Source organism: Streptomyces sp. NPDC104307, assembly GCF_055584045.1.
This window is the reverse complement of record NZ_JBVJMU010000001.1, coordinates 1,480,105-1,504,214: the sequence shown is the minus strand read 5'-3', so window position 1 is coordinate 1,504,214 and position 24,110 is coordinate 1,480,105. Positions and strand designations below refer to the sequence as shown.

General features: G+C 72.3%; 23 protein-coding genes. 15 read left to right on the top strand and 8 right to left on the bottom strand.

Annotated features, from left to right (window positions below; translation table 11 throughout):
- Positions 1 to 71: 71 nt before the first annotated feature.
- From ACZ601_RS06260 to ACZ601_RS06250, 3 genes are all read right to left on the bottom strand, one after another.
- Entirely contained in the window at positions 72 to 2,642 is a 2,571-nt protein-coding gene (locus tag ACZ601_RS06260; protein ID WP_469533567.1) for a GTPase-associated protein 1-related protein, read from the bottom strand.
- Between the two features lie 268 nt (positions 2,643 to 2,910).
- Positions 2,911 to 3,159, bottom strand: coding sequence for a DUF397 domain-containing protein (locus ACZ601_RS06255; RefSeq protein ID WP_469533565.1), 249 nt, complete (start codon positions 3,157 to 3,159; stop codon positions 2,911 to 2,913).
- Positions 3,156 to 3,968 carry a helix-turn-helix domain-containing protein gene (locus ACZ601_RS06250; protein WP_469533562.1) on the bottom strand — a complete coding sequence of 271 codons (813 nt, stop codon included), beginning with the start codon at positions 3,966 to 3,968 and terminating at the stop codon, positions 3,156 to 3,158. Before ACZ601_RS06250 ends, ACZ601_RS06255 begins: the two co-directional genes overlap by 4 nt.
- 153 nt (positions 3,969 to 4,121) lie before the next feature.
- Between ACZ601_RS06250 and ACZ601_RS06245 the strand changes: the two genes are divergently transcribed.
- Positions 4,122 to 4,583 carry an ATP-binding protein gene (locus ACZ601_RS06245; protein WP_469533559.1) on the top strand — a complete coding sequence of 154 codons (462 nt, stop codon included), beginning with the start codon at positions 4,122 to 4,124 and terminating at the stop codon, positions 4,581 to 4,583.
- A gap of 39 nt (positions 4,584 to 4,622) precedes the next feature.
- Here the strand turns inward: ACZ601_RS06245 and ACZ601_RS06240 are convergent, their stop codons facing one another.
- On the bottom strand, positions 4,623 to 5,243 hold the full coding sequence (locus ACZ601_RS06240) for an L-threonylcarbamoyladenylate synthase (RefSeq protein WP_469533556.1): 621 nt from the start codon (positions 5,241 to 5,243) through the stop codon (positions 4,623 to 4,625).
- Between the two features lie 197 nt (positions 5,244 to 5,440).
- On the opposite strand from ACZ601_RS06240, the gene ACZ601_RS06235 reads away from it, so the two are divergent.
- A complete protein-coding gene (locus tag ACZ601_RS06235) occupies positions 5,441 to 5,893 on the top strand; it encodes a MarR family winged helix-turn-helix transcriptional regulator (RefSeq protein WP_469533553.1) in 453 nt (150 codons plus the stop codon).
- 27 nt (positions 5,894 to 5,920) lie between these two features.
- Positions 5,921 to 6,733, top strand: a complete 813-nt coding sequence (locus tag ACZ601_RS06230) for a hypothetical protein (RefSeq protein WP_469533551.1) — start codon at positions 5,921 to 5,923, stop codon at positions 6,731 to 6,733.
- Between the two features lie 11 nt (positions 6,734 to 6,744).
- On the opposite strand, the gene ACZ601_RS06225 is transcribed toward ACZ601_RS06230, so the two are convergent.
- The 3 genes from ACZ601_RS06225 to ACZ601_RS06215 are packed head-to-tail and all read right to left on the bottom strand — an operon-like array spanning position 6,745 to position 8,323.
- The gene (locus tag ACZ601_RS06225) at positions 6,745 to 7,212 is read right to left on the bottom strand and encodes a hypothetical protein (RefSeq protein WP_469533548.1); all 468 of its coding nucleotides are present in this window, start codon (positions 7,210 to 7,212) and stop codon (positions 6,745 to 6,747) included.
- 45 nt (positions 7,213 to 7,257) lie between these two features.
- On the bottom strand, positions 7,258 to 7,674 hold the full coding sequence (locus tag ACZ601_RS06220; protein WP_469533546.1) for a cupredoxin domain-containing protein: 417 nt from the start codon (positions 7,672 to 7,674) through the stop codon (positions 7,258 to 7,260).
- A gap of 37 nt (positions 7,675 to 7,711) precedes the next feature.
- A complete protein-coding gene (locus ACZ601_RS06215; RefSeq protein WP_469533543.1) occupies positions 7,712 to 8,323 on the bottom strand; it encodes a COG4315 family predicted lipoprotein in 612 nt (203 codons plus the stop codon).
- A gap of 340 nt (positions 8,324 to 8,663) precedes the next feature.
- Here ACZ601_RS06215 and ACZ601_RS06210 point away from each other — a divergent pair, with 340 nt between their 5' ends.
- The 7 genes from ACZ601_RS06210 (at position 8,664) to ACZ601_RS06180 (ending at position 18,186) form a co-directional block, all read left to right on the top strand.
- On the top strand, positions 8,664 to 9,446 hold the full coding sequence (locus ACZ601_RS06210; RefSeq protein WP_469533541.1) for a hypothetical protein: 783 nt from the start codon (positions 8,664 to 8,666) through the stop codon (positions 9,444 to 9,446).
- Positions 9,447 to 9,462: 16 nt separating this feature from the next.
- Complete coding sequence (locus ACZ601_RS06205) at positions 9,463 to 11,622, top strand: bifunctional serine/threonine-protein kinase/ABC transporter substrate-binding protein (RefSeq protein WP_469533539.1); 2,160 nt, start codon at positions 9,463 to 9,465, stop codon at positions 11,620 to 11,622.
- 5 nt (positions 11,623 to 11,627) lie between these two features.
- Positions 11,628 to 13,742 carry a protein kinase domain-containing protein gene (locus tag ACZ601_RS06200; RefSeq protein WP_469533536.1) on the top strand — a complete coding sequence of 705 codons (2,115 nt, stop codon included), beginning with the start codon at positions 11,628 to 11,630 and terminating at the stop codon, positions 13,740 to 13,742.
- 41 nt (positions 13,743 to 13,783) lie between these two features.
- On the top strand, positions 13,784 to 14,641 hold the full coding sequence (locus ACZ601_RS06195) for an alpha/beta fold hydrolase (RefSeq protein ID WP_469533533.1): 858 nt from the start codon (positions 13,784 to 13,786) through the stop codon (positions 14,639 to 14,641).
- A gap of 315 nt (positions 14,642 to 14,956) precedes the next feature.
- Complete coding sequence (tdh, locus tag ACZ601_RS06190) at positions 14,957 to 15,985, top strand: L-threonine 3-dehydrogenase (RefSeq protein WP_469533531.1); 1,029 nt, start codon at positions 14,957 to 14,959, stop codon at positions 15,983 to 15,985.
- A 25-nt stretch (positions 15,986 to 16,010) separates the two neighbouring features.
- Complete coding sequence (locus ACZ601_RS06185) at positions 16,011 to 17,204, top strand: glycine C-acetyltransferase (protein ID WP_469533528.1); 1,194 nt, start codon at positions 16,011 to 16,013, stop codon at positions 17,202 to 17,204.
- Between the two features lie 58 nt (positions 17,205 to 17,262).
- Positions 17,263 to 18,186, top strand: coding sequence for a LysR family transcriptional regulator (locus tag ACZ601_RS06180; RefSeq protein WP_469533525.1), 924 nt, complete (start codon positions 17,263 to 17,265; stop codon positions 18,184 to 18,186).
- On the opposite strand, the gene ACZ601_RS06175 is transcribed toward ACZ601_RS06180, so the two are convergent.
- Entirely contained in the window at positions 18,176 to 18,961 is a 786-nt protein-coding gene (locus ACZ601_RS06175) for a GntR family transcriptional regulator (protein WP_440576848.1), read from the bottom strand. The two genes, ACZ601_RS06180 and ACZ601_RS06175, sit on opposite strands and share 11 nt — an antisense overlap.
- Positions 18,962 to 19,062: 101 nt before the next feature.
- On the opposite strand from ACZ601_RS06175, the gene ACZ601_RS06170 reads away from it, so the two are divergent.
- The 5 genes from ACZ601_RS06170 to ACZ601_RS06150 all read left to right on the top strand — a co-directional run bounded on the left by ACZ601_RS06170 (position 19,063) and on the right by ACZ601_RS06150 (position 24,067).
- Positions 19,063 to 19,464 carry a class II D-tagatose-bisphosphate aldolase non-catalytic subunit gene (locus ACZ601_RS06170; protein WP_469533522.1) on the top strand — a complete coding sequence of 134 codons (402 nt, stop codon included), beginning with the start codon at positions 19,063 to 19,065 and terminating at the stop codon, positions 19,462 to 19,464.
- Positions 19,461 to 20,633: an SIS domain-containing protein gene (locus ACZ601_RS06165; RefSeq protein ID WP_469533519.1), complete on the top strand. Its 1,173-nt coding sequence runs from the start codon at positions 19,461 to 19,463 to the stop codon at positions 20,631 to 20,633. The genes ACZ601_RS06170 and ACZ601_RS06165 overlap by 4 nt, the downstream gene beginning before the upstream one ends.
- A 34-nt stretch (positions 20,634 to 20,667) precedes the next feature.
- Positions 20,668 to 21,675, top strand: coding sequence for an N-acetylglucosamine kinase (locus ACZ601_RS06160; RefSeq protein ID WP_469533515.1), 1,008 nt, complete (start codon positions 20,668 to 20,670; stop codon positions 21,673 to 21,675).
- Between the two features lie 97 nt (positions 21,676 to 21,772).
- Positions 21,773 to 23,146 (top strand): family 4 glycosyl hydrolase, encoded by a 1,374-nt coding sequence (locus tag ACZ601_RS06155; RefSeq protein WP_469533512.1) that lies wholly within the window; start codon positions 21,773 to 21,775, stop codon positions 23,144 to 23,146.
- Between the two features lie 72 nt (positions 23,147 to 23,218).
- The gene (locus tag ACZ601_RS06150) at positions 23,219 to 24,067 is read left to right on the top strand and encodes a fumarylacetoacetate hydrolase family protein (protein WP_469533509.1); all 849 of its coding nucleotides are present in this window, start codon (positions 23,219 to 23,221) and stop codon (positions 24,065 to 24,067) included.
- Positions 24,068 to 24,110: the final 43 nt, after the last annotated feature.

Genomic DNA, 24,110 nt, shown 5'->3' with positions numbered 1-24,110 from the left:
GGTACGCCCCAGGTTACCGGGCTCGGCGAGGCGCCCGCGACACTCCAGGACCGCCCGCGCACGCCCTGGCCTCAGCCCCGCCGGACGCGGCCCGCGAGCCTCCTCCCCAGTCGGCCCAGGGTGCCCTGACTGCGGCGGTTCCAGTCCCGGAAGGCCTCGGCCCGGCCGCTGCTGCCGGAGCGGCCCACGGCCTCCTCCACAGCCGCCACCCCGTCGGCGGGCAGCGCGCGCACGGCGGGGCGCAGCACCTCCTCCAGCAGGGCGGCGGTGGTCCGGCTCCACTCGGTACCGGCGTGCGGATGGGCCGTCCAGACGGCGAAGCAGCCGGCCGCGTAGCCGGGATCTGCCGTCAGCCGGGCCCGGACGTCGGGGCCGTGCGCGGCCAGGTCGTACGCGGCGATGAGGTCGGCGTCACCGCTGTGCGCGAGGGCGTACAGCTCGTCCTCAGGCCCGTCCGGCGCGAGCAGCCGCCCCGCCAGGGAGCCGAACGCGTGCCCGAGCACCCCCGGCTCGACCGGCTCCGCGCCCGGTCGCAGCGCGCGGACCCGTTGCGCCCACTCCGGCTCCGCCTCCCCGGACCGCAGCTCGCGGGCGAAGTCCAGCAGCAGCAGGGCCCCGCGCTCCCGGCCCGCGATCTCCTGCGGGAAGCCGCGCAGCAGGTCGTGGGCGAGCCGGGGCGCCTCCTCGTCCTCTGCGGGGGCGTTCAGTGCGGCGGCGACCAGGTGCGACCAGGTGCCGGCCGTCCGGTGCGCGTCCGAGGTCGCGGTCTCCAGGAGCAGCCGGGCCTCGCCCACCGTCGGGGCGTCCGCGCCCCAGACCAGGCCCACCGCCGTGCGCAGCACCAGCGGCTCGGCGAACGGCGACATCCCCGCTGCCCGCAGCACCCGCTGCACGGCGCCCACCCGGTCGTCGCCGCAACCTGCTTTGGCCTCGGGCGCCTCGGCGCACATCCGCAGGTGCGGCAGCAGCTGCGTACCGGTGAACGGCAGCGCCACCCGGCCCAGCAGCCGTTCCGCCCCGGCGGGGTCCTCGGGCGCGATCCGGTCCAGCGCGCCGAGCAGCGCCGTACGCACGTCGAACTGCTCGTCCATCAGCTCCAGCAGCGCGGGCGCCCAGCCGGGGGAGTGCGCCGGGTCCGTGTCCCGCGCGTCCGCCGTGCCCCGCACGCCCCGCGCGTCCGCATCGGTGTCCCGTGCGTCCGCCGTGTCCCGCGCTTCTGCCGTGTCCCGTGCGTCCGCGAGGAGGGCGGACGCCAGTCGCCGTACGACGCCGGGCAGCAGCTCCGCGCAGTCCACGCCGAGCAGCCGGGCCACCCGGAGCAGCTGCACGGTACGGGCCACGTCGAGACCGGCCCCCGCGCCGCTCAGCTCGGTGACGATCTCCGGCCCGAGCACCGCCGCGACGGCCGCGCCCTCCGGACCGCTGAACGCCGTGCGGCCGGGCAGTTCGACGGAGCCGTTCCCGCCCCGTACCGCCTCCGTCACCAGCATCGCGGCCAGCGGGGCCGTGGTCGTCGCGGGGGAGCGGCCGTCCAGCGCGGCGAACAGCCGTCCCGCCGCGTCGAACTCGGCCCCGGTGCGGTCGTCGACGCCCGTCGAGGTCAGCGCGTCGACGAGCTGCCGGGTGCGTTTCGCGTCCAGCGCGTAGGGCCGTTCGGCGGCCCAGTCGGCGGCAGCGGCACGCTCGTTCGGCCCGAGCGCGATGCCCGCGCACAGCGCGGTCACGGCGACCGGCCCGGCGGCGTACGGCTCACCGGGCAGCTCGGCCGCCTCCCGGAACAGCTCGGGCATACGGCTCCGCCAGATCCGCGCAGCCGTCTCGGCCCAGGCGTCGCCCACCGCCCCCTCCGGGCGCGGACCGGTGCAGGTGTGCACCCGGAACCCGGGCCCGGACAGCTCGTGCGCGTCCTGCGGGAGCACGCCGATGACGCGCTGCGGGGCGCGCTCCGGGTGACGGGTGTACGTGGTGAAGGTCAGCCGCTCGGTGCTCTCCGGCGGCAGGACGGCGGCGGCCAGCGCGATCCACCGGGCCACGTCGGCGCTCTGCCGTTCGACGAGCACGACCTTCACGGCATCGGCGGCATCGGCGGTCTCGGCCGACTCGTCCAGCCCGCGCAGATCGGCCAGCACGCCCGCGAGCCAGGGCCCCCGGGAGACGGCGAAGTCGTTGAGCCCCTCACGCTCAGCGGCGCGGCCGGTCGCGGCGGAGAGCGCGGTGACCGGATCGACGGCGGGCACCCGGTCCGGGGTCGTGGCGGCCCAGCGGGCGGAGCGGCAGGCGGTGATCGGGGGCATGCCGCCCGGCAGATGGGTACCGGCGGGCAGATGGACCGCGTGGGCGTGGAAGCGCAGCGAGGACAGCTGCGGGGTGCGGACCGGCACGGTGCGGGCCAGCAGATGACTGCCGTCGGACAGCACGCTGAAACTGAACGACTCGGGCAGCGCGCGCAGGGCGTTCTCGGTGACCTGGCGGGCGGTGCCGACGGGCGGCTCGTACGCCAGAAGCGGACCGGCCTCGGTGAGCGCGGCAGCGGGTATCGCCGCGTCAACCGCGCTGAAACGGGCGGATATCTCCGCGTCCTCGCCGCTCTCGGGTCCGTCCCCGGCCGTTGCGGAGGTGTAGTGCAACTGCGCGAGGCTCATGCGTTGGCTCTCTTCGTCCCTGCCATGAAGGTCCCCTGCCACCCGCACCCGCCATTCCGCGGTGGCAGCGCCGACCCGGGCAGGGTGACGACCCCGGCGGGGAGAGTTCCGCAGTCGCTGGGGCGACGCTATCAAGTACCCGCGTGCGCTTGCGGCGAGAAGCCGGGGCGGGGGCGGGCGTCCCGGTCGGCGGCGGCCTTCACCGCCGCCGACCGGGACGAGCGCCTGCCGTACCCGAGGGCCGGTCACCCGGCTCGGAGGCGGACGCTCAGCCCTGAACGGTGTAGCCGACGAACCGGGTCCAGGCGGCGGGGGCGAGGGCGAGCTGCGGGCCCTCGTGCACCTTGGAGTCGCGGATGTGGACGGTGGTGGGGCAGGTGGCCACCTCAACGCAGGAGTCGCCGGAGCCGCCGCTGTAGCTGGACTTGTGCCAGGACAGGGCGACTTCGACGCAGCTGTCGCCGGAGCCACTGCTGTAGCTGCTCTTGAACCAGGCCAGTTCGGTGGTGCTGCTCATAACGCTCCTCGCATCTGCCGCAGCAGGCTCAAGGATTCCTCGGGGGAGAGAGCCTGCGAACGCATCCTGGCATATCGCATTTGGAGCGTGCTCACCACTTTGGGATCGGAGATGAACTGACCGCTCTCCTGGCCCTCGCAGTAGCCGAACCAGCGGTTCTCCGGCGTCTCAAGAAGCTGCACGGGCCCATGCAGTCCCGCGTGCTGCTCCCGCCGCACCGGCATGATCTGAATCTCGATGTTCCGTTGCGAGGCGAGCTCCAGCAGGTGGTCGATCAGTTCGGCGGTGACGTCCTTGCCACCCAGCCCGCGCAGCAGCAGATGCTCCTCCAGGATGAAGCTGTAGGCGGTGTTGGGCCGCTGTAACAGCTCCTGGCGCTCCAGCCGGGCAGTCAGATGCGTCTCGATCTGCTCGTCGTCCATGAGCGGCAGTTGTTCAGTGAACAGCGTCCGGGCGTACGCCTCCGTCTGCAACAAGCCCGGAATCAACCGGCATTCGTACGTGTAGAGGGCGATCGCCTCCTGTTCCAGCTGCGCCCACTGGCGGAACCAGTTCGCCAGTCCCGGCCGCCGCGACAGATACTTCGCCGCCGCCTTCAACACCCCCAGGCCGTCGAGCACGGATTCGGCCCGCTCCACGAAGAGCGGTGGCGGAAACCTGCGGCCCTGCTCGATCGAGGCGACCATCGGCACGGAGTACCGCACCATCGGGGCGAACTGTTCCTGGGTAAGCCCGGCGCGTTTGCGCAGGACCTTGAGTACTTCCCCGAACGACTTGAGGCTCTCCGAGTACTCGGGTTCGTCGGTCATGCGCGGCCGCCTTTCGCGTGCTGTCCCCGATCCGCAACCCGCTCATGGTCACGCATCGTGACCCATACTGTCCACGCTCCGTACCCGTACGCTGACCGAGCGTACGGGTTCTGTAGCTGGTCGCAGGAGTCCCCGCCGCCCAGGCTGACCCGCATGGAAGCATCCGTCACCCCCCACCGGCCGCGCACCGAGAGGTTGTTCGTGCAGCGGTTCAGCTCCACATCCCGAGGGGCGCGGCTCGCCCGCAGACTCGCCGTTCATCAGCTGAACGTATGGGGCATCCCGTACCGCTCGGAGGTGTCCGGCACCGCCGCACTGCTGGTGGCCGAGCTGGCGGCCAACGCGGCGACGCACGGCCGCGTACCGGGAAGGGACTTCGAGCTGCTGCTCGGCATGACCGCCGGATGCCCGGGGACGCTCGGCAGGCTCAGGATCGAGGTGTCCGATACCCGGGGCGAGCGCCGCCCGCCCGGCCCCGGGGAGGTCGTGAAGCCGCCGCCCGGGTCCGGCGGCGGGTACGGGCTGGTGCTCGTCGAGGCGTTGGCGGACCGGTGGGCGGTGCTGGATCGCGTACCGGGCAAGACGGTCGGCGTGGAACTGGACCTGGTGTACTGAACCGGGCCGCCGCTCCGGCCCGGTTGCCCGCCCGCCTCGTTACTCGAAGCGGGAGGTGTCGCCCGCTCCCCGCCGTACGATCTCCAGCTCGCCGCTGGAGAAGTCGATGACGGTGGTCGGCTCCGTGCCGCAGTCGCCGGAGTCGACCACGACGTCCACCTCGTGGTCGAGCCGCTCCTTGATCTCCCAGCCCTGCGTCATTGGCTCCTCCTCGTCGGGCAGGAGCAGGGTGCTGGAGAGCAGCGGCTCTCCGAGCTCCTCCAACAGGGCCTGGACGACGGCGTGGTCGGGGATGCGGACGCCGACGGTCTTCTTCTTCGGGTGCAGCAGCTGGCGCGGCACCTCCTTCGTCGCCGGAAGGATGAAGGTGTACTGACCGGGGGTCGCCGCCTTGATCGTGCGGAACACGTCATTGTCGATCTGCACGAACTGCCCTAGCTGGGCGAAGTTCTGACACATGAGCGTGAAGTGATGGCGGTCGTCGAGGTGGCGGATCGTGCGGATACGGGAGATGCCGTCACGGCTGCCGAGCTGGCATCCCAGCGCGTAGCAGGAGTCCGTCGGGTACGCGACGAGCGCGCCGGAGCGGATGCTGTCGGCCACGTTGCTGATGGTGCGCCGCTGGGGATTTTCGGGGTGTACATCGAAATACTTCGCCATCCGGCGAGTCTACGGGCGTGCGGGCGGTCCGGCCTGTGGGTGGAATGCGCCATGCAAGCGATGTGTATCGTGCACTGATAATGTGTCATGCACACTGAATGCAGCATGCATACAATCCGTGGTATATCTGTACAGAAGAGGTGGCCTTCCCGGCGGGAGGCGGGCCCGCATTCGGAGTCAGTCGGAGGAAGCCTCGCGTGGACATGCCCGTGGACCGGATCGAGTTCGAGACCATGCTGCTCGGCCGCCATATGAACCTGCTCGCCTCCCGGGGCGGGGGTCGGCTGGACCGTAGCGCCTATATCCTCCTCAGCCGCATCCAGGTCGAGGGCCCCATGTCCATCGGTGAGCTGCGCGACGCCTTCGGCCTGGACGCCTCCACGCTGAACCGGCAGACCGCCGCCATGCTCCGCGCGGGTGTCGTCGAGCGCATCCCCGACCCGGAGGGCGGCATCGCCCGGAAGTTCGTCATCACGGACGAGGGCACGCGCCGCCTGGACCGGGACCGGTCGGAGAACCTGGATGGCCTGGGGAGGCTGCTGGCCGACTGGACGCCCGAGGAGGCCGCCCAGCTCGCGGACAACCTGGCCCGGCTCAACCGCGACATCGAACGCCTCGACGGACGGCCCTGGCCGCGCGACAAGACCTGACGGCTTCCCCGATCCAGGAGTACGGCCATGAGTGACACCGGGGTGGGCGCCACCCTCATCGTGGGACTCCACGGGGTATTGGACCGGCACCCCTGGATCGACCGGGTGAACGCCGAGTTCGATCTCGAAGAGGACGTTTTCAGCCTCGCCGTGCGGCGGGCGTCCGCCTATGCCTGGAGCTCCACCGTCCTCACGGACAAGCCCGCCGCCGACAACCTCTGGGACCACAACGACGCGGACGGCGACTGGACGCAGGACGGGCAGGTCCGTCAGCTGGCCTGGCTCCAGGCCTCGCTTCCCCGGCCCCAGAACATTCCGGGGAGGCGACAGCGCGCCCGCCGCCTCCCCGTCCTGCCGGTCATCACGGTCCTCTCGGACGCGCTGCGCCGCGTCGGGACCGTACGCCTCGCCGGCATCCACGCCCTCGTGCCGCTGCACCGCGCCGGGGACGCCCGCGTCGAACTGGCTGAGGTCGCCGACTGGTTCGCCCTCGCGGACCCCTCCGGTGCGGCCTCGCTGACGGTCACCGTCTCCGCCCTGCCCTCGGCGGACCTCGGCGCGCGGGCGTCCGAGATCCGCGAGGCCGCGCTCGAACGCACCTACGGGCACCTGGGGGTCGAGCTCCTCAAGCCCGTCACGGTGCAGACCCCGGGGCTGGCCCAGCCCCTCGCCGGAGTGGTGCAGGCCGAGGGGGTGCGGCGGGCGCTCGCCTACCGCTGCGAGGCGCGCGAGTGGTCGACGGATGTGGCCGCCTGGGCGACCGAGGTGTTCGCGGACTCGGTGCGGGCGGTGACGGGGCTCTCGGGCCCGGCGCTCATCACGGTGTCCTCGGACGTCTGAGACGCGGGCGCTCAATGCAGACGGTCACCACGGTCCCGAGGCGGCCGGAAGAGCAGCAGGTACACCGTGGCTACCATCGCCACCGCCTGGGCCACCACAGTGACCCGCTTCTCGGTGAACCAGACCGGTTCGTACATGTTCGGGAACGGCCCCCAGGCGCCGATGTCCGCGTACCGGTAGATCAGCAGGAGAGCCACTCCGCCGGTCGCGACCGACCAGGCGAACAGGTCGGCCGGCCACCGGCGCCAGACCAGCACGAGCAGCGCGGCCAGCGCCGCCATGCCCGCCTCGATCCGGAAGAGCGTGCCCTGGCTGATGTCGGCCATGACGGCGTCGTACCGCCCGGCCAGGTGCGCGTGCACATAGGCGTCCACGGCGAGACCGGCAGCGGCGAGCACCCGGGCCGCACCGCGCACAAAGCGGCCGGAGCCGCCCCCGTGCGAGCGCCCGTCCGGTGTGACGGGGAGTTCTGCGGACATGTGCGGCTCCTTTCGCGCCGGTGGCCGTCGGGCGGCGCCCGGGGCTCACTTGACGGTGAGGGTCCCCGTCATGAAGGGGTGGATCGTGCAGTCGTACGGGTACGCGCCGGCCTTCGACGGGGCGGTGAAGGCGGCCGACTTGCCCGGCGCGATGTCGCCGGTGTCGAAGGCCTTGCCCTTGGTCGCCGTCATCGTGTGCGTGGTCGTGTCGTCGTTGGTCACCGTGACCGTGGCGCCGGGTGCGACGGTCGGGGTGGCGGGCCGAAACTTGAAGTCCTTGATGCTCACCTTCGTCCCACCGGCTGCGGGCGGCCGGGACGAGGCGGGAGCCGACGAGCTGCTGCCGCCGCCCCCGCCGTCACTGTCCGAGCAGCCCGCGAGGGCCGTCAGCGAGAGCAAGAAGGCGGCGGCGGCCACGGCGAACCGCGTCCGGCGGGTACGGAACGGGGACGAGAACGGCATGGCGTCTCCGGGGGCGCGTGGGCCGGTCCGAGGGGGCTCAGTACCCGTTGCCGGTGCCACTGCTGCTACTGCTCGTCGGCGTGGCTGTGGCTGTGGCGGTGGTGGTGACCTGCTTGCCCTTGACGTTGATGACGTACCACTTGGCGCCGAACGCGTCGACGCCCTGGCCCTTCGCGTCGCCAGCCTTCTTGTCCTCGTCGAAGAGGTACAGCGGGTGGCCGTTGTAGGTCACCTGCTTCTTGCCGTCGCTGCGGGTCGTCGTCTTCAGCAGCTTCGAGACGACCCCGGTGCCGCCGGTCGGCGTCTTCTCGTCGAGCAGCGGCGGCCAGGCCTTGGCGCAGTCCCCGTCGCACATGGACTTGTTCCTGGTGTCCTTGTCGAACACGTAGAGCGTCATCTTCTTCTCGTTCACCAGGGTCCTGCCGTACGTGCCCTTCCTGATGGAGACCGTCGCGGGGGGCTTGGACGGGCTGGGGGACGTGGAGGCGGCGGCAGCGGGCACGTCGGCCTGCTGGGCGCTGTTCAGGCTGCCCGTGTCCGTGCCGCCGGAGCCCTGGCCGCTCGATCCGCTGTCGGAGCATCCGGCCGCCGCCGCGGCCAGCAGGGTCACGGAGGCCAGCACTGCGGCCGTCCTGGTGTGGCGTTTCATCGGGGCTCCTCGGTCGTCCGGCCGCCCGCACCAGTGAGGCGGGTCGGCCCCAGTGGACCGCAGGCCCGGAGGGCGGGCCATCGGGGCAGAGCTGTTCGGGTAGCGGGCCGGGAGGCCGCCCACGGGGGCCTCACCCGATCGGCGGAGCGTGCGGGCTTTCCGTCGTCGCGGCACCGCGCGAAACCGTAAGTGGCGTGCACCGGACCCGTCTTGATGGCGCAACAGTTTCACGGACCGCCACCCCGCACGGGCCCGCGATCATAGGATCAGGGTGGTCTTCGGGGAGACGGGGTGGCGGATCGTGGTGTATGGCGGGCCGATACACAGGTACGGGGTGCTGGTGCTGGCTCCACTGGTGCTGGTGGCGTGCTCCAGCGGCGGGGGGAGTCCGGGCGGCGGGGAGGGCCGGAGCACCGGCGCGACCGGTAGCGCCACCTCCGGACCGGCCCCGGACACCAGCTCGGGCATCGAGGACACCGGAGACGTCGAGGCGGACCCGGCCAGGCTGCCTACGTCCCGCGGCGAAGCGCTCGACCTCATCGACCGGGTCATCGCGGACCCCGCCAGCTTCGGGCCCGACGTGACCAGGCGGAACCCGTACGAGAGCGACCCGGCGACCTGGCCGGTCCTCGGCACCGACTGCGTCTGGGAGCAGCAGAAGCCGTTGTCGAGCGTGCTGGCCACCCGCAGCCGCTCCTTCGAGGTGCCCGCCACAGCCGGCAAGGGGCCGGTACGGCTCTCCGCCGTCGTCACCGTGCACCGCAGCCGCGAGGGCGCGCAGTGGGAGATGGCGGAATCGGTGGAGGAGACGATGCGCTGCCCCACCCAGCAGCTCCAGCAGGGCGAACTGATCGGCTCGTTGGTCGCCGCCACCCTGCCGCAGGGCGACAGCGGTCAGGTGAACTCCGCAGACGCGCTGACCGAGATCGGGCAGTACAAGAGCTCCACGCTCGGCGGCCCCTTCCCGTACGTCTGGCAGCAGGCCCAGACCCTCCAGTTCACCGTGGCGGTGACCGGAAAAGGGGCCAAGGGGCGGACCGAAGAGGAACTCGACGGGCTGACGAACCAGGCCCAGGCAGCCATGCTGCTGCGGCTCAAGTCGGCCGTCGAGAAGCAGAGCTGAGAGAGCGGAGAGCGTGATGGAACGGTTGCGTCCCGCAGACCCCTCGACGATCGGCGGACACCGGCTGCTCGGACGGCTCGGGGCCGGCGGCATGGGCGTCGTCTACCTCGGCCGCACGGACGGCGGAGCCCTGGCCGCGATCAAGGTGATCCTCCCGGAGTTCGCGGAGAACGAGGAGTTCCGGGCCCGGTTCCGCCGCGAGGTCGAGGCCGCCCGCCGGGTGGAGACCCCCTGGGCGGTCGCGGTCACCGGGGCCGAGACGGAGGGCGAACGACCGTGGCTCGCCACGGCGTTCGTGCCGGGGCCCGCCCTGTCGGAGGCCGTCGCGCGGTGCGGGCCGCTGCCCGCCCGTAGCGTCCGGGTCCTCGGCAGGCTGCTCTCCCGCGCCCTGACCGCCGTGCACACGGCGGGGCTCGTCCACCGGGACGTCAAGCCGGGCAACGTACTGCTCACGGTCGACGGGCCGCGCCTGATCGACTTCGGGATCGCGCGGGCCACCGACGCCACCGCGCTCACCGCCGCAGACCTCGTGGTCGGCACCCCAGGCTTCCTCTCGCCGGAACAGGCCTCCGGGGACGGCACGGCGGCCGGACCCGCGAGCGACGTCTTCTCGCTCGGCTGCCTCCTGGCGTACGCCGCGACCGGACGGCCGCCGTTCGGCAGCGGAGCCGTCGACGCGCTGCTCTACCGGACCGTGCACGACGAACCCGACCTCGAAGGGGTCCAGGACCCCGGACTCCGCGAACTGCTCGGCGCGCTGCTGGCGAAGGCGCCGGCCGACCGGCCCACCGCCGCCGAACTCGACACCCGGATCACCGAGGACGCGCCGAACGGCTCCATCGACTGGCTGCCGGACGACGTCGTGGCGCTGATAGCCGCCCGGTCCGCCGCCATGCTCGACCTGCCGGGCATCGAACCCACCGTCGCGGAACCGGGAACGCCGCCGCACGAGGCCCGCCCCGGCCGGCGAAGACTGCTGCTCGCGTGCGCCGGTGTCGTCATCGCGGCGGGCGGCGGATTCGCCGTACGGGAATGGCTGCGCGACGACGACTCCGGCGCCGGGGCGGCCAAGTCCGGCGAACGGGCCTGGACCATCGGCGTACAGGCCGACCTGTCCGGACCGCAGAGCGCCGCCGGACGGGCCCAGGAACGCGGGGTGCGGCTGGCCGTGAAGCAGTTCAACTCCCGCGCGGACAAGCCGTTCACCCTGACGGTCAAGGCGATCGACGACGGCGGAGACGTCAAGCGCGCGGTCCGGGCCGCCGCAGAGTTCACCCGCGACCGCGATGTACTCGCGGTGGTCGGCCCCACCGGGGACGACACCACAGAGGCGGTCCTCACCACCTACGACGAGGCGATGCTGCCGGTCATCACCGTCTCCTCGATGCTGCTGTCCTACCGGGCCGGTTCCAGGAAGTCGTTCTTCCAGGCGGTCCCGTCCGACGGCGTGCTGTGCGCGCCGGTCATCCGGAGGCTGGTGCTCCGGCCGGACGTCGAACGGCTCGGGGTACTGCTCGACCGGGTCGGCGGCCAGTCCGCCTACCAGGTCGGCTACCTCACCAACATGCAGACAAGCATGATCACCACCGGCACCACCTACCCGCGCGTGGTGCCCGCCGGGACCAAGGACCTGGCCCCGGTGATCGAGGACATGCTCCAGCACGACAGCGACGCCTTCTTCTACGCGGGCGACGCGGCCGGAGCCGCCCGCACCGCGAGCGCGCTCGGCGGCACCCCCTTCAAGGGCCCCCGCATGGCCATGCACACGGCCATGCGGTCGCGCTTCATCGAGGACGCCGGACAGGCCGCGGAAGGCTGGGAGTTCACCGCGCCCTACACCGACGCCACGGCCCCCGGCGCCGAGAAGTTCGCCGCGGCCCACCGCTCGGCGTACGGCTCCGCCCCCGCGTACTGGGCAGCGGAGGCGTACGACGCGGCCGGGCTGGTGACCGCCGCCGTCACCGCCCTCGCCCTCGCCGGAGGCAAGGCCAAGCCGGTGCGGCCGACCCGGACCGCCCTCGTGGCGAAGATCGCCGCGTCCTCCTACAAGGGCGTCTCCCGGACCTACGCCTTCGACGAGCTGCACCGGATCAAGGGGGCGGACGCCTACCTCTACGGAGTGCGGGACGGGCGCTTCGTCCACCTCGGCGCCGCGCCGAAGGCCGAGAAGACCTGACCCGAATGCGCCCTCTCACCTCGGACGACCCGCGCACCATCGGCGAGTACCGCACCCTGGCCCGGCTCGGGGCGGGCGGCATGGGCGTGGTCTACCTGGCCCGCTCCACGGGCGGGGCGCTCGCCGCCGTGAAGGTGATCCGCGCCGAGCACGCCGCAGAGCCCGGATTCCGCGCCCGCTTCCGGCGCGAGGCGGAGGCCGCCGCCCGGATCACCGGCCCCTGGGTGGTGCCGGTCACCGGGGCGGACACCGAGGCCCGCGAGCCCTGGCTGGCCACCGCGTTCGTCCCCGGCCCCTCGCTGGGCGAGGCCGTCGGGGAGCAGGGCCCCCTGCCGGAAGCCACGGTTCAGGCCCTCGGCGCCCGCCTCGCCGGAGCCCTCGCCGTGGTCCACGAGGCGGGTCTCCTGCACCGCGACGTCAAACCCGGCAACGTGCTCCTCGCCCTCGACGGGCCCCGGCTCATCGACTTCGGCATCGCCCGCCACGAGGGCGCCACCGCGCTCACCGCGACCGGTGCGGTGATCGGCACGCCCGGCTACCTGGCGCCCGAACAGGCCTCTGCGGGGCCGCTCGGACCGGCCTGCGACGTGTTCTCGCTGGGCTGCGTCCTGGCGTACGCGGCGACCGGGCAGCGCCCGTTCGGTTACGGGGCGGCGGCTGGGGTGCTCTTCCGTACCGTCCACGGCCAACCGGACCTGGCGGGCCTGCCGTCCGCGTTGCTCCCGGTGGTGACGGCCTGCCTCGCGAAGGACCCGGCGGACCGCCCGACGGCTGCGGAGGCCGAACGGCTGCTCACGGGGGACGGCACCGGCTGGGAGGTGCCGGGCCTGTCCGCCGCGATCGCCGAACGCTCCGCCGCCGCCCTCGCCCTGCCGGACCCGGAACCCGCGCACCCGGCAGGGGACCGGGCCCCGGACCCCGGCCGCCCGAGCCGTCGCCGTCTCCTCACCGCCGGAGCCGCAGGCGCGGTCCTGCTCACCGGCGGCGGTACCACCGCCTGGCTGGCCGCCCGGCGCGGCGGCAGCGGTACGGGAGCGACGCCCCGCGCGCTCCCCACGTACACGATCGGACTGCACACGGACACCACAGGACCGGGGAAGGCAGTCGGCCTCGCCCATGAGCGAGGCGTCCGGCTCGCCGTCGACGACCACAACTCCCGTACGGACAAGACCTTCCGGCTCGGTCTGCGCATCGAGAACGACGCGGGGGACGCCACCCGCGCCCTCGCCGTCGCGGACCGGCTGGCCGCCGACCCCACGGTCCTCGCGGTCATCGGCCCCACCGCGGACGTGCTCACCGCGGCGGTGGTCAGCCGCTACGCGAAGTCCCGCCTCGCCCAGGTCGTCGTCGCCGCCCGGTACGCCGCCGACTCGGCGGACTCCGAGTACCTCTGCGTGCTGCGCCCGTACGACTCCTCGCTCGCCTCCGGACTGATCCACCACATGGCGAAGGACCGGAACGTCACGAAAGCCGTGGTCATCGAGGACCGGGCCGATCCGCAGGGCGGCTGGATGGTTGCCAACCCGTTCCGGGACGCGCAGACGGGCCGCGTCACCGTCACCACGCGCACCGTCGCGGCGGACACCGACAGCTTCGCCCCGGCCGCCCGTGCCGTGGTCGCCGCCGGGGCCGGAGCGGTGATCTACGCGGGCACGTCCCCCGCCCGGGGCGCCCGCTGCGCCACCGACCTCGCGGCCGCCGGATTCACCGGAACCGCCCTGTCCACCGGCCCCGTCCTGGCCCCAGGCTTCCTCCGGGACGCGGGCAAAGCCGCAGAGGGCTGGATCTTCGCGGAGGCGTACACCGACCCCACGGCCCTGCCCGCCGCCAAGGCCTTCACCGCCGCGCACCGCAAGCGCTTCGGCGCGCCGCCCGCCACCTGGGCCGCCGAGGCCTACGACGCGGTGGGCCTGATCGCACGGGCCGCCGCCACCACCAGCGCCACCGACGCCCTGCGCGGCGGAATCGCCCAGCGCGCCTTCCGCACCGAGTACCGGGGCATCACCAGACGGCTGGCCTTCGACAGCAGCCACCTGGTCCCGCGCAAGGAAGGCATCTTCCTCTACCGGATCGACGACGGGCGGGCCCGCTTCCTCGGCCTGTACGGATCGGTACGGTGACCGTGCGCAGCTGTCCCGTGAAACCCTGAAAGGTGTGCCAGATGGCTGAACCCGAGGCGTCCGCAAGTGTGTTGGAGCTGTCCGCCGGGGTGGTGGAGTACGAGGACACCGGCGGCGACGGTCCGGTACTCGTCCTGCTGCACGGCGTGGCCATGGACGGCACGCTCTGGCGGCACGTGGTCGCGGATCTGCGGAACGGCCACCGCTGCATCGTCCCGACCCTGCCGCTCGGCGGCCACCGCCGTCCGATGAAGCCGGACGCCGACTTGTCGGTCCTCGGCGTCGCACGTCTCGTCGCGGAGTTCCTGGAGGCGCTCGACCTCACCGACGTCACCCTGGTGATGAGCGACTGGGGCGGGGCGCAGGCCCTGGTGGCGGACGGCCGGGACGAGCGGATCGGGAGGCTCGTCATCACCTCCTGCGAGGCCTTCGACAACTTCCCGCCCGGCCTGCCCGGCAAGAACCTGTACGCCTCCGCCAGGATGCCGGGCGGCCTGCGGGCGGCCTTCGCGCTGCTCAGGCTGAAACCGATGCGGCGGCTGCCGATGACCTGGGGCCTGATGACCAGGAGGCCGGTGCCGCACGAGGTGATGGACGGCTGGTTCCGGCCGCTGTGGACCTCCAAGGAGATCCGCCGCGACCTGCGGAAGTACGTCCTTGGCGTGCCGCCCAGGGCCGAGCTGCTCGGCTGGGCGGACGCCCTGCGCACCTTCGACCGCCCGGCACTGGTCGCCTGGGCGGCGCAGGACCGGGTGATGCCGCCGGAGCACGGCCGCCGGCTGGACGAGCTGCTGCCCAGGGGCGAGCTGGTGGAGATCGAGGACAGCTACACCCTGATCCCGGAGGACCAGCCCGAACGGCTCGCCGGTCACCTCAGGGACTTCCTGCGGAAGGAGTGACCCGGGCCCGTGCGGCCGGGGTGAGAAGCGGAACCGGGCACGGGGGGTGTGAAGCGGAACCGCGCACGGGGGGGTGCGAAGCGGAACCGCGCACGGGGGTGTGAAGCGGAGCTGCGGCCGCGCTTAAGAAATCCTCGATGGACCTGGGGCGCGTGTTACGGCAGATTTCTCCGTGACGGCGGAGGATGGTGCGCGGCAGCCGGTAGGAGCGCGCTGCCACGCCGTCCCCTCATTCCTCCCCGGGCCGCAGGCTTCCTCAGGCATGCCCCCTGCCCGGGGAGCTCAACGCCGTACCAGGTACAGGGAGCCGCAGCCGTGAAGGCACTCGTGAAGCAGAAGGCCGAGCCGGGACTCTGGCTGATGGACGTTCCCGAGCCGGAGACCGGTCCCTCTGACGTGCTCATCAAGGTGCTCCGTACCGGCATCTGCGGTACCGACCTGCACATCCGCAACTACGACGGCTGGGCCCAGCAGGCCGTGAAGACGCCGCTCGTCCTCGGCCACGAGTTCGTCGGCGAGGTCGCCGCGATCGGTGCGGACGTCGTCGACATCGCGGTGGGCGACCTGGTCAGCGGCGAGGGCCACCTGGTCTGCGGCAAGTGCCGCAACTGTCTGGCCGGCCGCCGCCACCTCTGCCGCTCCACGGTCGGGCTCGGCGTCGGGCGCGACGGGGCCTTCGCGGAGTACGTCGCGCTGCCCGCGTCCAACGTGTGGGTGCACCGGGTCCCCGTGGACCTCGACATCGCGGCGATCTTCGACCCGTTCGGCAACGCCGTGCACACCGCGTTGTCGTTTCCGCTCGTCGGTGAGGACGTCCTGATCACCGGCGCCGGCCCGATCGGCATCATGGCCGCGGCCGTCGCCAAGCACGCCGGAGCCCGTAACGTCATGATCACCGACGTCAGCGAGGCCCGGCTCGACCTGGCCCGCAAGGTCGGCGTCAGCCTCGCGCTCAACGTCGGCGAGCAGACCATCGCGGACGGCCAGCGGGAGCTGGGACTGCGCGAGGGCTTCGACATCGGCCTGGAGATGTCCGGCCGCCCCGAGGCGATGCGCGACATGATCGCGAACATGACGCACGGCGGCCGCATCGCCATGCTCGGACTGCCCTCCGAGGAGTTCGCCGTCGACTGGTCCCGGATCGTCACCTCCATGATCACGGTCAAGGGCATCTACGGCCGCGAGATGTTCGAGACCTGGTACGCCATGTCCGTCCTGCTGGAGGGCGGCCTCGACCTCGCCCCCGTGATCACCGGCCGCTACGGCTACCGCGACTTCGAGGCGGCCTTCGACGACGCGGCGAGCGGACGCGGCGGCAAGGTCATCCTCGACTGGACCGTCTGACCACCCGACCCCCTAAGGAACCGGCATGTTCGACTCCGTACGCGATGGCCTGCGCACCACCCTCGAAGAGATCGAGGCCGCCGGGCTGCACAAGCCCGAGCGCGTGATCGGCACCCCGCAGTCCGCCACCGTCGCCGTCACCTCGGGTGGCCGCCCCGGTGAGGTGCTCAACTTCTGCGCCAACAACTACCTGGGCCTCGCGGACCACCCCGACGTGATCGCCGCCGCGCACGAGGCACTGGACCGCTGGGGCTACGGCATGGCCTCCGTCCGCTTCATCTGCGGCACCCAGGAGGTCCACAAGGAGCTGGAGCAGCGGCTCTCCTCCTTCCTGGGGCAGGAGGACACGATCCTCTACTCCTCCTGCTTCGACGCCAACGGCGGAGTCTTCGAGACCGTCCTCGGCCCGGAGGACGCGGTCATCTCCGACGCCCTCAACCACGCCTCGATCATCGACGGCATCCGGCTCTGCAAGGCCAAGCGCTTCCGCTACGCCAACCGCGACATGGCAGACCTGGAGCAGCAGCTCAAGGAGGCGTCCGGGGCCCGGCGCCGCCTGATCGTCACCGACGGCGTCTTCTCCATGGACGGCTACGTCGCACCGCTGCGCGAGATCTGCGACCTGGCCGAGCGCTACGACGCCATGGTCATGGTCGACGACTCGCACGCCGTCGGCTTCGTCGGCCCCGGCGGGCGCGGCACGCCCGAGCTGCACGGCGTGATGGACCGCGTCGACATCATCACGGGCACCCTCGGCAAGGCGCTCGGCGGTGCCTCCGGCGGCTACGTGGCAGCCCGCGCCGAGATCGTCGCCCTGCTGCGCCAGCGCTCGCGCCCGTACCTCTTCTCCAACTCGCTCGCCCCGGTCATCGCGGCGGCCTCCCTGAAGGTCATCGACCTGCTGGAGTCCGCCGGTGACCTGCGCGAGCAGCTCAACGCCAACACCGCGCTCTTCCGTACCCGGATGACCGAGGAAGGCTTCGACGTCCTGCCCGGCGACCACGCCATCGCCCCCGTCATGATCGGGGACGCGGCGAAGGCAGGCCGGATGGCGGAGCTTCTCCTGGAGCGCGGTGTGTACGTGATCGGGTTCTCGTACCCGGTCGTCCCGCAGGGCGCGGCCCGTATCCGCGTCCAGCTGTCCGCCGCGCACTCCACGGCGGACGTGAACCGCGCGGTCGACGCGTTCGTCGACGCGCGGGCAGCGCTGGGGGAGTAGTTCCCGAGCGTTCGCGGGGGCGTCCCGGACGCCCCCGCGACCTGGGACAATAGGGCACATGATCGATGCACGGCGGCTGCGGATCCTGCGGGCGGTGGCGGATCACCGCACGGTGACCGCCGCGGCCGCCGCGCTCTACCTGACCCCCTCCGCGGTCTCCCAGCAGCTGGCCGCGCTGGAGCAGGAGACCGGCCACCGGCTGGTCGAGCGCAACGCCAAAGGAGCCCGGCTCACCTCGGCCGGGGAGATCCTGCTGACCCACACCAACGCGGTGCTGGCCCAGCTGGAGCGGGCCGAGGCGGAGCTGGCCGCCTACGGCGCGGGCGACGCCGGAACGGTCACGGTCGCCGCGTTCGCCACCGGCATCGGTCTGGTCCTCGCCCCCGCGATCACCGCCCTCGGCGAGTCCGCCCCCGGCATCCGGGTCCGGGTCCAGGACGCGGAGGGCGACGCGAGCGTCCCGATGGTCCTGGACCGCCAGGTCGATGTGGCCGTCGCCGTCGAGTACCGGGGCGCACCGGGCGAGGACGACCGCAGACTGACCCGGGTGCCGCTGTACTCGGAGCCGTTCGACGCGGTCCTCCCGGTGCGGCACCGGCTGGCGGACCAGGAGCAGGTGGCGATCGCCGATCTGGCGAAGGACACCTGGATCGGCCCCTACCCGGGCAACCCCTGCCACGACGTGGTGGTCCTGGCCTGCCAGTACGCGGGCTTCGAGCCCGCCGTCGAACACTCCTCGGACGACTTCCACGCGGTCGTCGCTCTGGCCGGCGCGGACGCCGGGGTGGCCCTGGTCCCCAGATCCGCGCTGCGCGGCATGGCCCTGTCGGGTGTGGTGGTCCGCCCGGTGCGCGGCAGCGCTCCGACGCGCCGGGTCTTCGCGGCGGTACGCCGTGGCGCGGAGGCACATCCGCTGATCGCCCCGGTGCTGGAGGCGCTGGCGGGGGCGGCGGTGCTCTCGGCCGGTGCTCTCAGTCGGTGATCGAGGCGCGGAAGCGGTAGCGGTCGCCCCGGTAGATGGCCGCCGTGAGCTCCAGGGGTTTCGCGTCCTGGTTGAAGGCGAGTTGAGTCGCCACCAGTACCGGTGTGACGTCCGTGATCTCCAGCAGGCCCCTCTCCTCCTCGTTCGGCTGTCGCGCCTCCACGGAGTAGTCCGCGACGTACGGCACCTGCGGCGGGCTGGCCTGGCGGAGGGTCGCGTAGAGGGAGGCGTGCGTGAAGTCGGTCTCCGGCAGCACCGGGCAGAGCGCGAGAGGCAGGCGGTTGTGCTCCGCGACCACCACCAGATCGTCCAGAAACCTCAGCCGTCGCATGGTGAAGAGCGGCGCGCCCGGAGCGATGCGCAGCTCCTCGGCCTCGGTGATGGTGGCGGCGCGCACTCCCGATTCGAGCACGTGGGTGCGGACGGCGAGCCCGTGCCGCAGCGCGTAGTCGGCGAACCCCTGCACGGCGCGACCGGCACCGGAGCGGGCCGCGGGGGGCGGCGTCGGCGCCGGGGCCCGGCCCTCGTGCAGGAACCAGCCGCGCGCGGGTGACGAAGCGATCAGCCCTTCGTCGGACAGACGGTTCAGAGCCGACCGCATGGTGACGCGCGACACCTCGTACCGCTCGGCCAGGACGCGTTCCGAGGGGAGCCGGTCCCCCGTGCTCATGCCGCCGGTGGCGATGTCCTCCCGCAGCCGCCCTGCCACCAGGGCGTAGAGCGGCCGCGTCTCGGGGTGAAGGCCGGTGGGCTCTGAATCCGAACGATTAGGCATACCAGAACCATACCAGATAGAGACCTTTGACGGGGATGGCTCATACCAGTAACCTGCGACTTCGCGAGTGTTTCTCCGTTTCCTTAAGCAGGCGGGCGTAAATGTCAGAGGCGCTGGACCAACTGGTACGAGACCAGAGAGCCGGTCTGTCCCCTGGCACCACACCCGTCCGCAGCGCACTTCCCACTGGGCGTTCCCTCAAGGAGCACTCCGCCGACGACGAGCGAAGCCGGCGCCCGAACCGTCCGCACGGCTACAGCGACCGCATTCGCTCCTACTGGACGGAACCCGAGACGGCCGCGACCCAGCGGCGGCTTCTCGACAACTTCGAGGCCGCTCCGCTGCCTCCCGCTCTTCCCTCCGCACATCTGCCGTCGCAGTACGCGCGGGTCAGAACCGGACACCTCGCACCGCGACCCCACGACATCGTCGTCGACCGGGTCCGCGACGTCCTCCGTGACTACGACCCCGACTGCGCCCCACGCTCCAAGGAGTACGCGTGAAGACCACCCCCGCCCCCGAGACGGACAACCGACCGGCCGTCGATCCCCGAGGCGCCTCCCACACGCACCGCGAAATCCTTCAGCAGCCCCGGCTGTGGACCGAGATGGTCACCCGGCTGACCGCCGAACGGCCCGCCCTCGACACCTTCCTGGCCCCCCTGCTGGCCGATCCGCGCCTGCGCATCGTCCTCACGGGTGCGGGCACCTCCGCCTACGCGGGCCAGGTCGCACGGTCGGCCCTCGCGGCGGCCACCGGCCGCACGGTCGAAGCGCTGGCGACGACCGACATCGTCGCGGACCCCACCGCGTGCTTCGAGGAGCGGACCCGGCCCACCCTCCTGGTGTCCTTCGCCCGCTCCGGCGGCAGCCCGGAGAGCACAGCCGCCACCGAACTGGCCGACCAACTGCTCGACCACTGCGCGCACCTGGTCATCACCTGCAACGACCGGGGCGCCCTCGCGGTCCGGCACGGGGAACGGGCCAACTCCTACGTGCTCCTGACACCTGCGGAGGCGGAGGACCAGGGCTTCGCCATGACCTCCAGCCTGACCTGCATGCTTCTCGCCGCTCTGCACGCACTCGGCGGGGACCGGGTCCGAGGTCTCGACGCGTGCCCGGCCGCGGCCGCCGCCCTGCTGTCCGAGGGCCTTCCCGACCAGGTCACCGCGCTGACACGGGTCGCGCACCAGCGCTTCGTCTATCTCGGAAGCGGCGCACTGAAGGCACTCGCGGGCGAGTCGGCGCTGAAGCTGCTGGAGCTGACCGGTGGCGCTGTCAGCGCGCTCGCCGACTCGTCGCTGGGATTCCGGCACGGCCCCAAGGCATTCCTCGACGACCGGACCGGGGTCGTCGTCTACCTCTCCAACGACCCCTACACCCGGCGGTACGACCTCGACATCTTCCACGAACTGACCGAGGCCCTGCCCGCCGGCCACGTCGTGGCAGTGACGGGCAGGCCGGAGGGGCTGCCGGAGGCGGCCACCTGGCTGGTGCCCGGCATGGCGGACGCGGACGACGCGGCGCTGGCCCTGCCGGCCGTGCTGTACGCCCAACTGCTGGCCCTGGACGCCTCGCTCGCCTGCGGTGTGACCCCCGACAATCCGTTCCCCGACGGGGAGGTCAACCGGGTGGTGCAGGGCGTCACGATCCACCCCTTCACCGAGCGCTGACCGCTCGGCCCGCTCCACCGGAAGGAAGCACGACATGTACCTGGGAGTCGACGGGGGCGGCACGAAGACGGCCTTCTGCCTGCTGGACGCGGCCGGCACCGTCCGGGCGGAAGCCCTCGGGCCCGCCACCTCACCCGCTCTCGGTCCCGACGGCCTGGAGAACGCCCGGCAGGTGCTGCGGAGCGGGATCGCGGAGGTCTGCGGGCAAGCGGGTACGGACGCCGACGCGCTGACCCACGCCTACTTCGGGCTGCCGGGCCACGGCGAGTCCGAGTCGCTCACCCGCGCCCTGGACGCGCTGCCGGCCCAGCTGCTCGGCCACGACCGCTACGGGGTCGGCAATGACATGGTGTGCGGCTGGGCGGGATCGCTCGGACTCGCGGACGGCATCAACGTGATCAGCGGGACGGGCTCGATGGCGTACGGCGTCGTCGAAGGACGAGAGGCCCGCGTCGGCGGCTGGGGGGAACTCTTCGGTGACGAGGGCTCCGCGCACTGGATCGCCCTGCGCGGGCTGAACCTCTTCACCCGCAGGAGCGACGGCAGGAACCCGCCGGGACCGCTGACGGAGATCCTGCGCCGCCATCTCGCACTCGGCACCGATCTCGAACTCATCGACGCCATGCTGCTCGCCCGGCCCGGCCGCACCGATGTCGCCGCCCTGAGCAGACAGGTGTCGGAGGCCGCCCGCGCCGGGGACGCCGCCTGCACGCGCATCCTCACCGAGGCGGGACAGGAACTGGCCGAACTCGCCCGGACCGCACGGCGGAAGCTCGTGGCGGCCCCCGACCGTCCCGTACCCGTCTCCTGGTCGGGCGGCGTCCTGGGCGTGGACCAGGTACGCGAGGCCTTCGTCTCGGCACTCGCGGCCTTCCCGGAACGTTACGAGACGCGCCGGCCGCGCCACACACCCGTCATCGGGGCCGCCCTGCTCGCCGCCCGCCTCGCGGGCGAGCCGCTGAGCGAGCGCGCCGGGGAAACCCTGCCCCTGCCGGGGGAGACCCTCCCTCCGCCGCCCGGCGAACCCGGCAGCACCGTCTGATCCGCCCGGCCGCGGCCCTTCCGGGGGCCGAGCCCTCTATCCGTCCCGCTCGCCCCGCACCGGGCGGGCAGCGGGACGCCCACGAAAGGAACATCCCGTGTCCGACAGCAAGCTCGGCCGACGCTCACTCGTCCTCATCGGTGCGGGCAGCGCCGTCTTCACCCGCGGTCTGCTCGCCGACCTGATCACGGCGGAGGACCTCGGCAGCTGGGAGATCCGGCTGGTCGACGTCAACCCGGAGGCCCTCTCGGTCGCCACCCGCCTCGCCGGGCGCATGGTGGAGGCCCGCGGCGCCCAGGCCCGTATCACCGTGCGTTCCTCCACCGACCGGCGCAGCGAACTGCCCGGCGCCGACTACGTCGTGACGTGCGTGGGAGTGGGGGGACGCCCCGCCTGGCAGACGGACCACGAGATCTGCCAGCGGCACGGGGTCTTCCAGCCGGTCGGTGACTCCGTCATGCCCGGCGGCATCTCCCGGCTGCTGCGCACCACCCCCGTGATGGTCGACGTCGCGCGCGACATCGTCGAACTCGCCCCGCAGGCCCACTTCTTCAACTACAGCAACCCGATGACGGCCAACGTCCAGGCCATGACCCGCCACGCGGGTGCCGAGGTCGTCGGGCTGTGCCACGGCATGCACCACGTGCAGCGGGAGCTGGCCGCCTTCGCGGGGCTGCCGTTCGAGGAGACCTCGACGCTGTACGCCGGCATCAACCACCTGACGTTCATCTACGACTTCCGGCACCAGGGCCGCGACATCTGGCCCGAGGTCCGCGCCCGGATGGAGAAGGAGCTCGGGGAGCCCGCCCTCCCCGAGGACATCGGTGCGATCTGGGAGAACGGCAAGGCCTGGCACAACCCGTTCTCCTGGGAGTTCTTCCGCACCTACGGCGCCTACCCGGCCGCCAACGACCGGCACGTCGTGGAGTTCTTCCCCGAGCGCTGGGCGGGCGGTGACTACTACGGGAAGAAGCTGGGCGTCGACGCCTTCTCCGTGCCCGAGATCCTCCAGTGGGGCGAGGAGCGCTACCGGTCGATGCGCGTCCAGGCCGAGGGGGACGTCCCGCTCGACGACGCCGCCTTCGACAGCTCCACCGGTGAGCAGGAACAGCTGATCGCCATCATCCGGTCGATCACCTTCGACCGCCGCGAGATGTTCTCGGTCAACGTCCCCAACCGGGGCTCCGTCCCCGGTCTGCCGTCCGAGGCCGCGCTGGAGATCCCGGCGGTCGCCACGGCACGCGGTCTGCGCCCCGTACAGGTGCCAGACCTCTCGGCGCCGCTCACCGCGATCCTCGCCCGGCGACTGACCTCCGTAGAGCTGGCGGTCGAGGCCGCGATGACGGGCGACCGCGACCTGACCGTCGAAGCCATGATCGCGGACGGCGCGGTCACCTCACGGGACGCCGCCGCCGCGCTGACCGACGAACTGCTGGAGGCACAGCGCCGCTTCCTCCCGCGCTTCTCCTGACCGCATGACCGCATGACCGCATGACCGCACAGCGCATAGCCGTATGACCGCACCGACCAGCCTGGAGAGACAGTGAAGACAGCTCGCGTACGCCACCAGGGGCGGGTCTTCGCCGCCCGCGTCGAGGGCGACACCGTGTTCCCCGTCGTGCCCGAGGAGCCGCGGTACATGTCCGACGCCGTGCGGGACCTGATCGCGGACGGCACGGCGCACGAGCGGCTCGGCGCCGACGTGCCCGGCGTACCGCTGGCCGATGTCGAACTGCTCAGCCCGCTCGCCCACCCGCAGAAGATCATCTGCATCGGGCTGAACTACGCCGACCACATCCGGGAGACCGGTCTCGCCACCCCCGAGGTGCCCCTGGCCTTCGTCAAGACGGCCCACACCCTCACCGGCCCCACCGCACCCGTGTCCGTGCCCCGGGGTACCACGGAGCAGCTCGACTGGGAGGCCGAGCTCGCGGTGGTCATCGGCCGCACCGCGCGCGATGTGACGGTGGAGGAGGCCTCCTCGTACGTCTTCGGGTACACCGTGGCCAACGACGTCTCCGCCCGTGACGCGCAGTTCTCCGATGTGCAGTGGTTCCGGGGCAAGAACTTTGACGGCTTCTGCCCGCTCGGACCCTGGATCGTCTCCGCGTCCGAGGTGTCCGACCCCCAGGACCTCGCCATCAGCGCGCGTGTCAACGGCGCGACCGTGCAGGACAGTTCGACCAAGGAGATGATCTTCGGCGTCGCCGAGACGATCTCCTACCTGTCCCGCTACATGACCCTGCAACCGGGGGACGTCATCGCCACCGGTACCCCGCACGGCGTCGGCATGGGCCGCACCCCGCAGCTCTGGCTGCGGGACGGGGACGTCGTCGAGGTCGAGGTCGAGGGGATCGGCCTCCTGAGCAACCGCATCCACGTCACCGGCTGACGGCACGAGCCGACACCCCCCTCCCGGCACTCCCTCCGCCGGG

Excerpts from the sequence above, each read along its gene's own strand:
- ACZ601_RS06260 (WP_469533567.1), bottom strand. The coding sequence starts at position 2,642 with ATGAGCCTCGCGCAGTTGCACTACACCTCCGCAACGGCCGGGGACGGA.
- ACZ601_RS06255 (WP_469533565.1), bottom strand. The coding sequence starts at position 3,159 with ATGAGCAGCACCACCGAACTGGCCTGGTTCAAGAGCAGCTACAGCAGT.
- ACZ601_RS06250 (WP_469533562.1), bottom strand. The coding sequence starts at position 3,968 with ATGACCGACGAACCCGAGTACTCGGAGAGCCTCAAGTCGTTCGGGGAA.
- ACZ601_RS06245 (WP_469533559.1), top strand. The coding sequence starts at position 4,122 with ATGGAAGCATCCGTCACCCCCCACCGGCCGCGCACCGAGAGGTTGTTC.
- ACZ601_RS06240 (WP_469533556.1), bottom strand. The coding sequence starts at position 5,243 with ATGGCGAAGTATTTCGATGTACACCCCGAAAATCCCCAGCGGCGCACC.
- ACZ601_RS06230 (WP_469533551.1), top strand. The coding sequence starts at position 5,921 with ATGAGTGACACCGGGGTGGGCGCCACCCTCATCGTGGGACTCCACGGG.
- ACZ601_RS06225 (WP_469533548.1), bottom strand. The coding sequence starts at position 7,212 with ATGTCCGCAGAACTCCCCGTCACACCGGACGGGCGCTCGCACGGGGGC.
- ACZ601_RS06220 (WP_469533546.1), bottom strand. The coding sequence starts at position 7,674 with ATGCCGTTCTCGTCCCCGTTCCGTACCCGCCGGACGCGGTTCGCCGTG.
- ACZ601_RS06215 (WP_469533543.1), bottom strand. The coding sequence starts at position 8,323 with ATGAAACGCCACACCAGGACGGCCGCAGTGCTGGCCTCCGTGACCCTG.
- ACZ601_RS06205 (WP_469533539.1), top strand. The coding sequence starts at position 9,463 with ATGGAACGGTTGCGTCCCGCAGACCCCTCGACGATCGGCGGACACCGG.
- ACZ601_RS06200 (WP_469533536.1), top strand. The coding sequence starts at position 11,628 with ATGCGCCCTCTCACCTCGGACGACCCGCGCACCATCGGCGAGTACCGC.
- ACZ601_RS06195 (WP_469533533.1), top strand. The coding sequence starts at position 13,784 with ATGGCTGAACCCGAGGCGTCCGCAAGTGTGTTGGAGCTGTCCGCCGGG.
- ACZ601_RS06185 (WP_469533528.1), top strand. The coding sequence starts at position 16,011 with ATGTTCGACTCCGTACGCGATGGCCTGCGCACCACCCTCGAAGAGATC.
- ACZ601_RS06180 (WP_469533525.1), top strand. The coding sequence starts at position 17,263 with ATGATCGATGCACGGCGGCTGCGGATCCTGCGGGCGGTGGCGGATCAC.
- ACZ601_RS06175 (WP_440576848.1), bottom strand. The coding sequence starts at position 18,961 with ATGCCTAATCGTTCGGATTCAGAGCCCACCGGCCTTCACCCCGAGACG.
- ACZ601_RS06170 (WP_469533522.1), top strand. The coding sequence starts at position 19,063 with ATGTCAGAGGCGCTGGACCAACTGGTACGAGACCAGAGAGCCGGTCTG.
- ACZ601_RS06160 (WP_469533515.1), top strand. The coding sequence starts at position 20,668 with ATGTACCTGGGAGTCGACGGGGGCGGCACGAAGACGGCCTTCTGCCTG.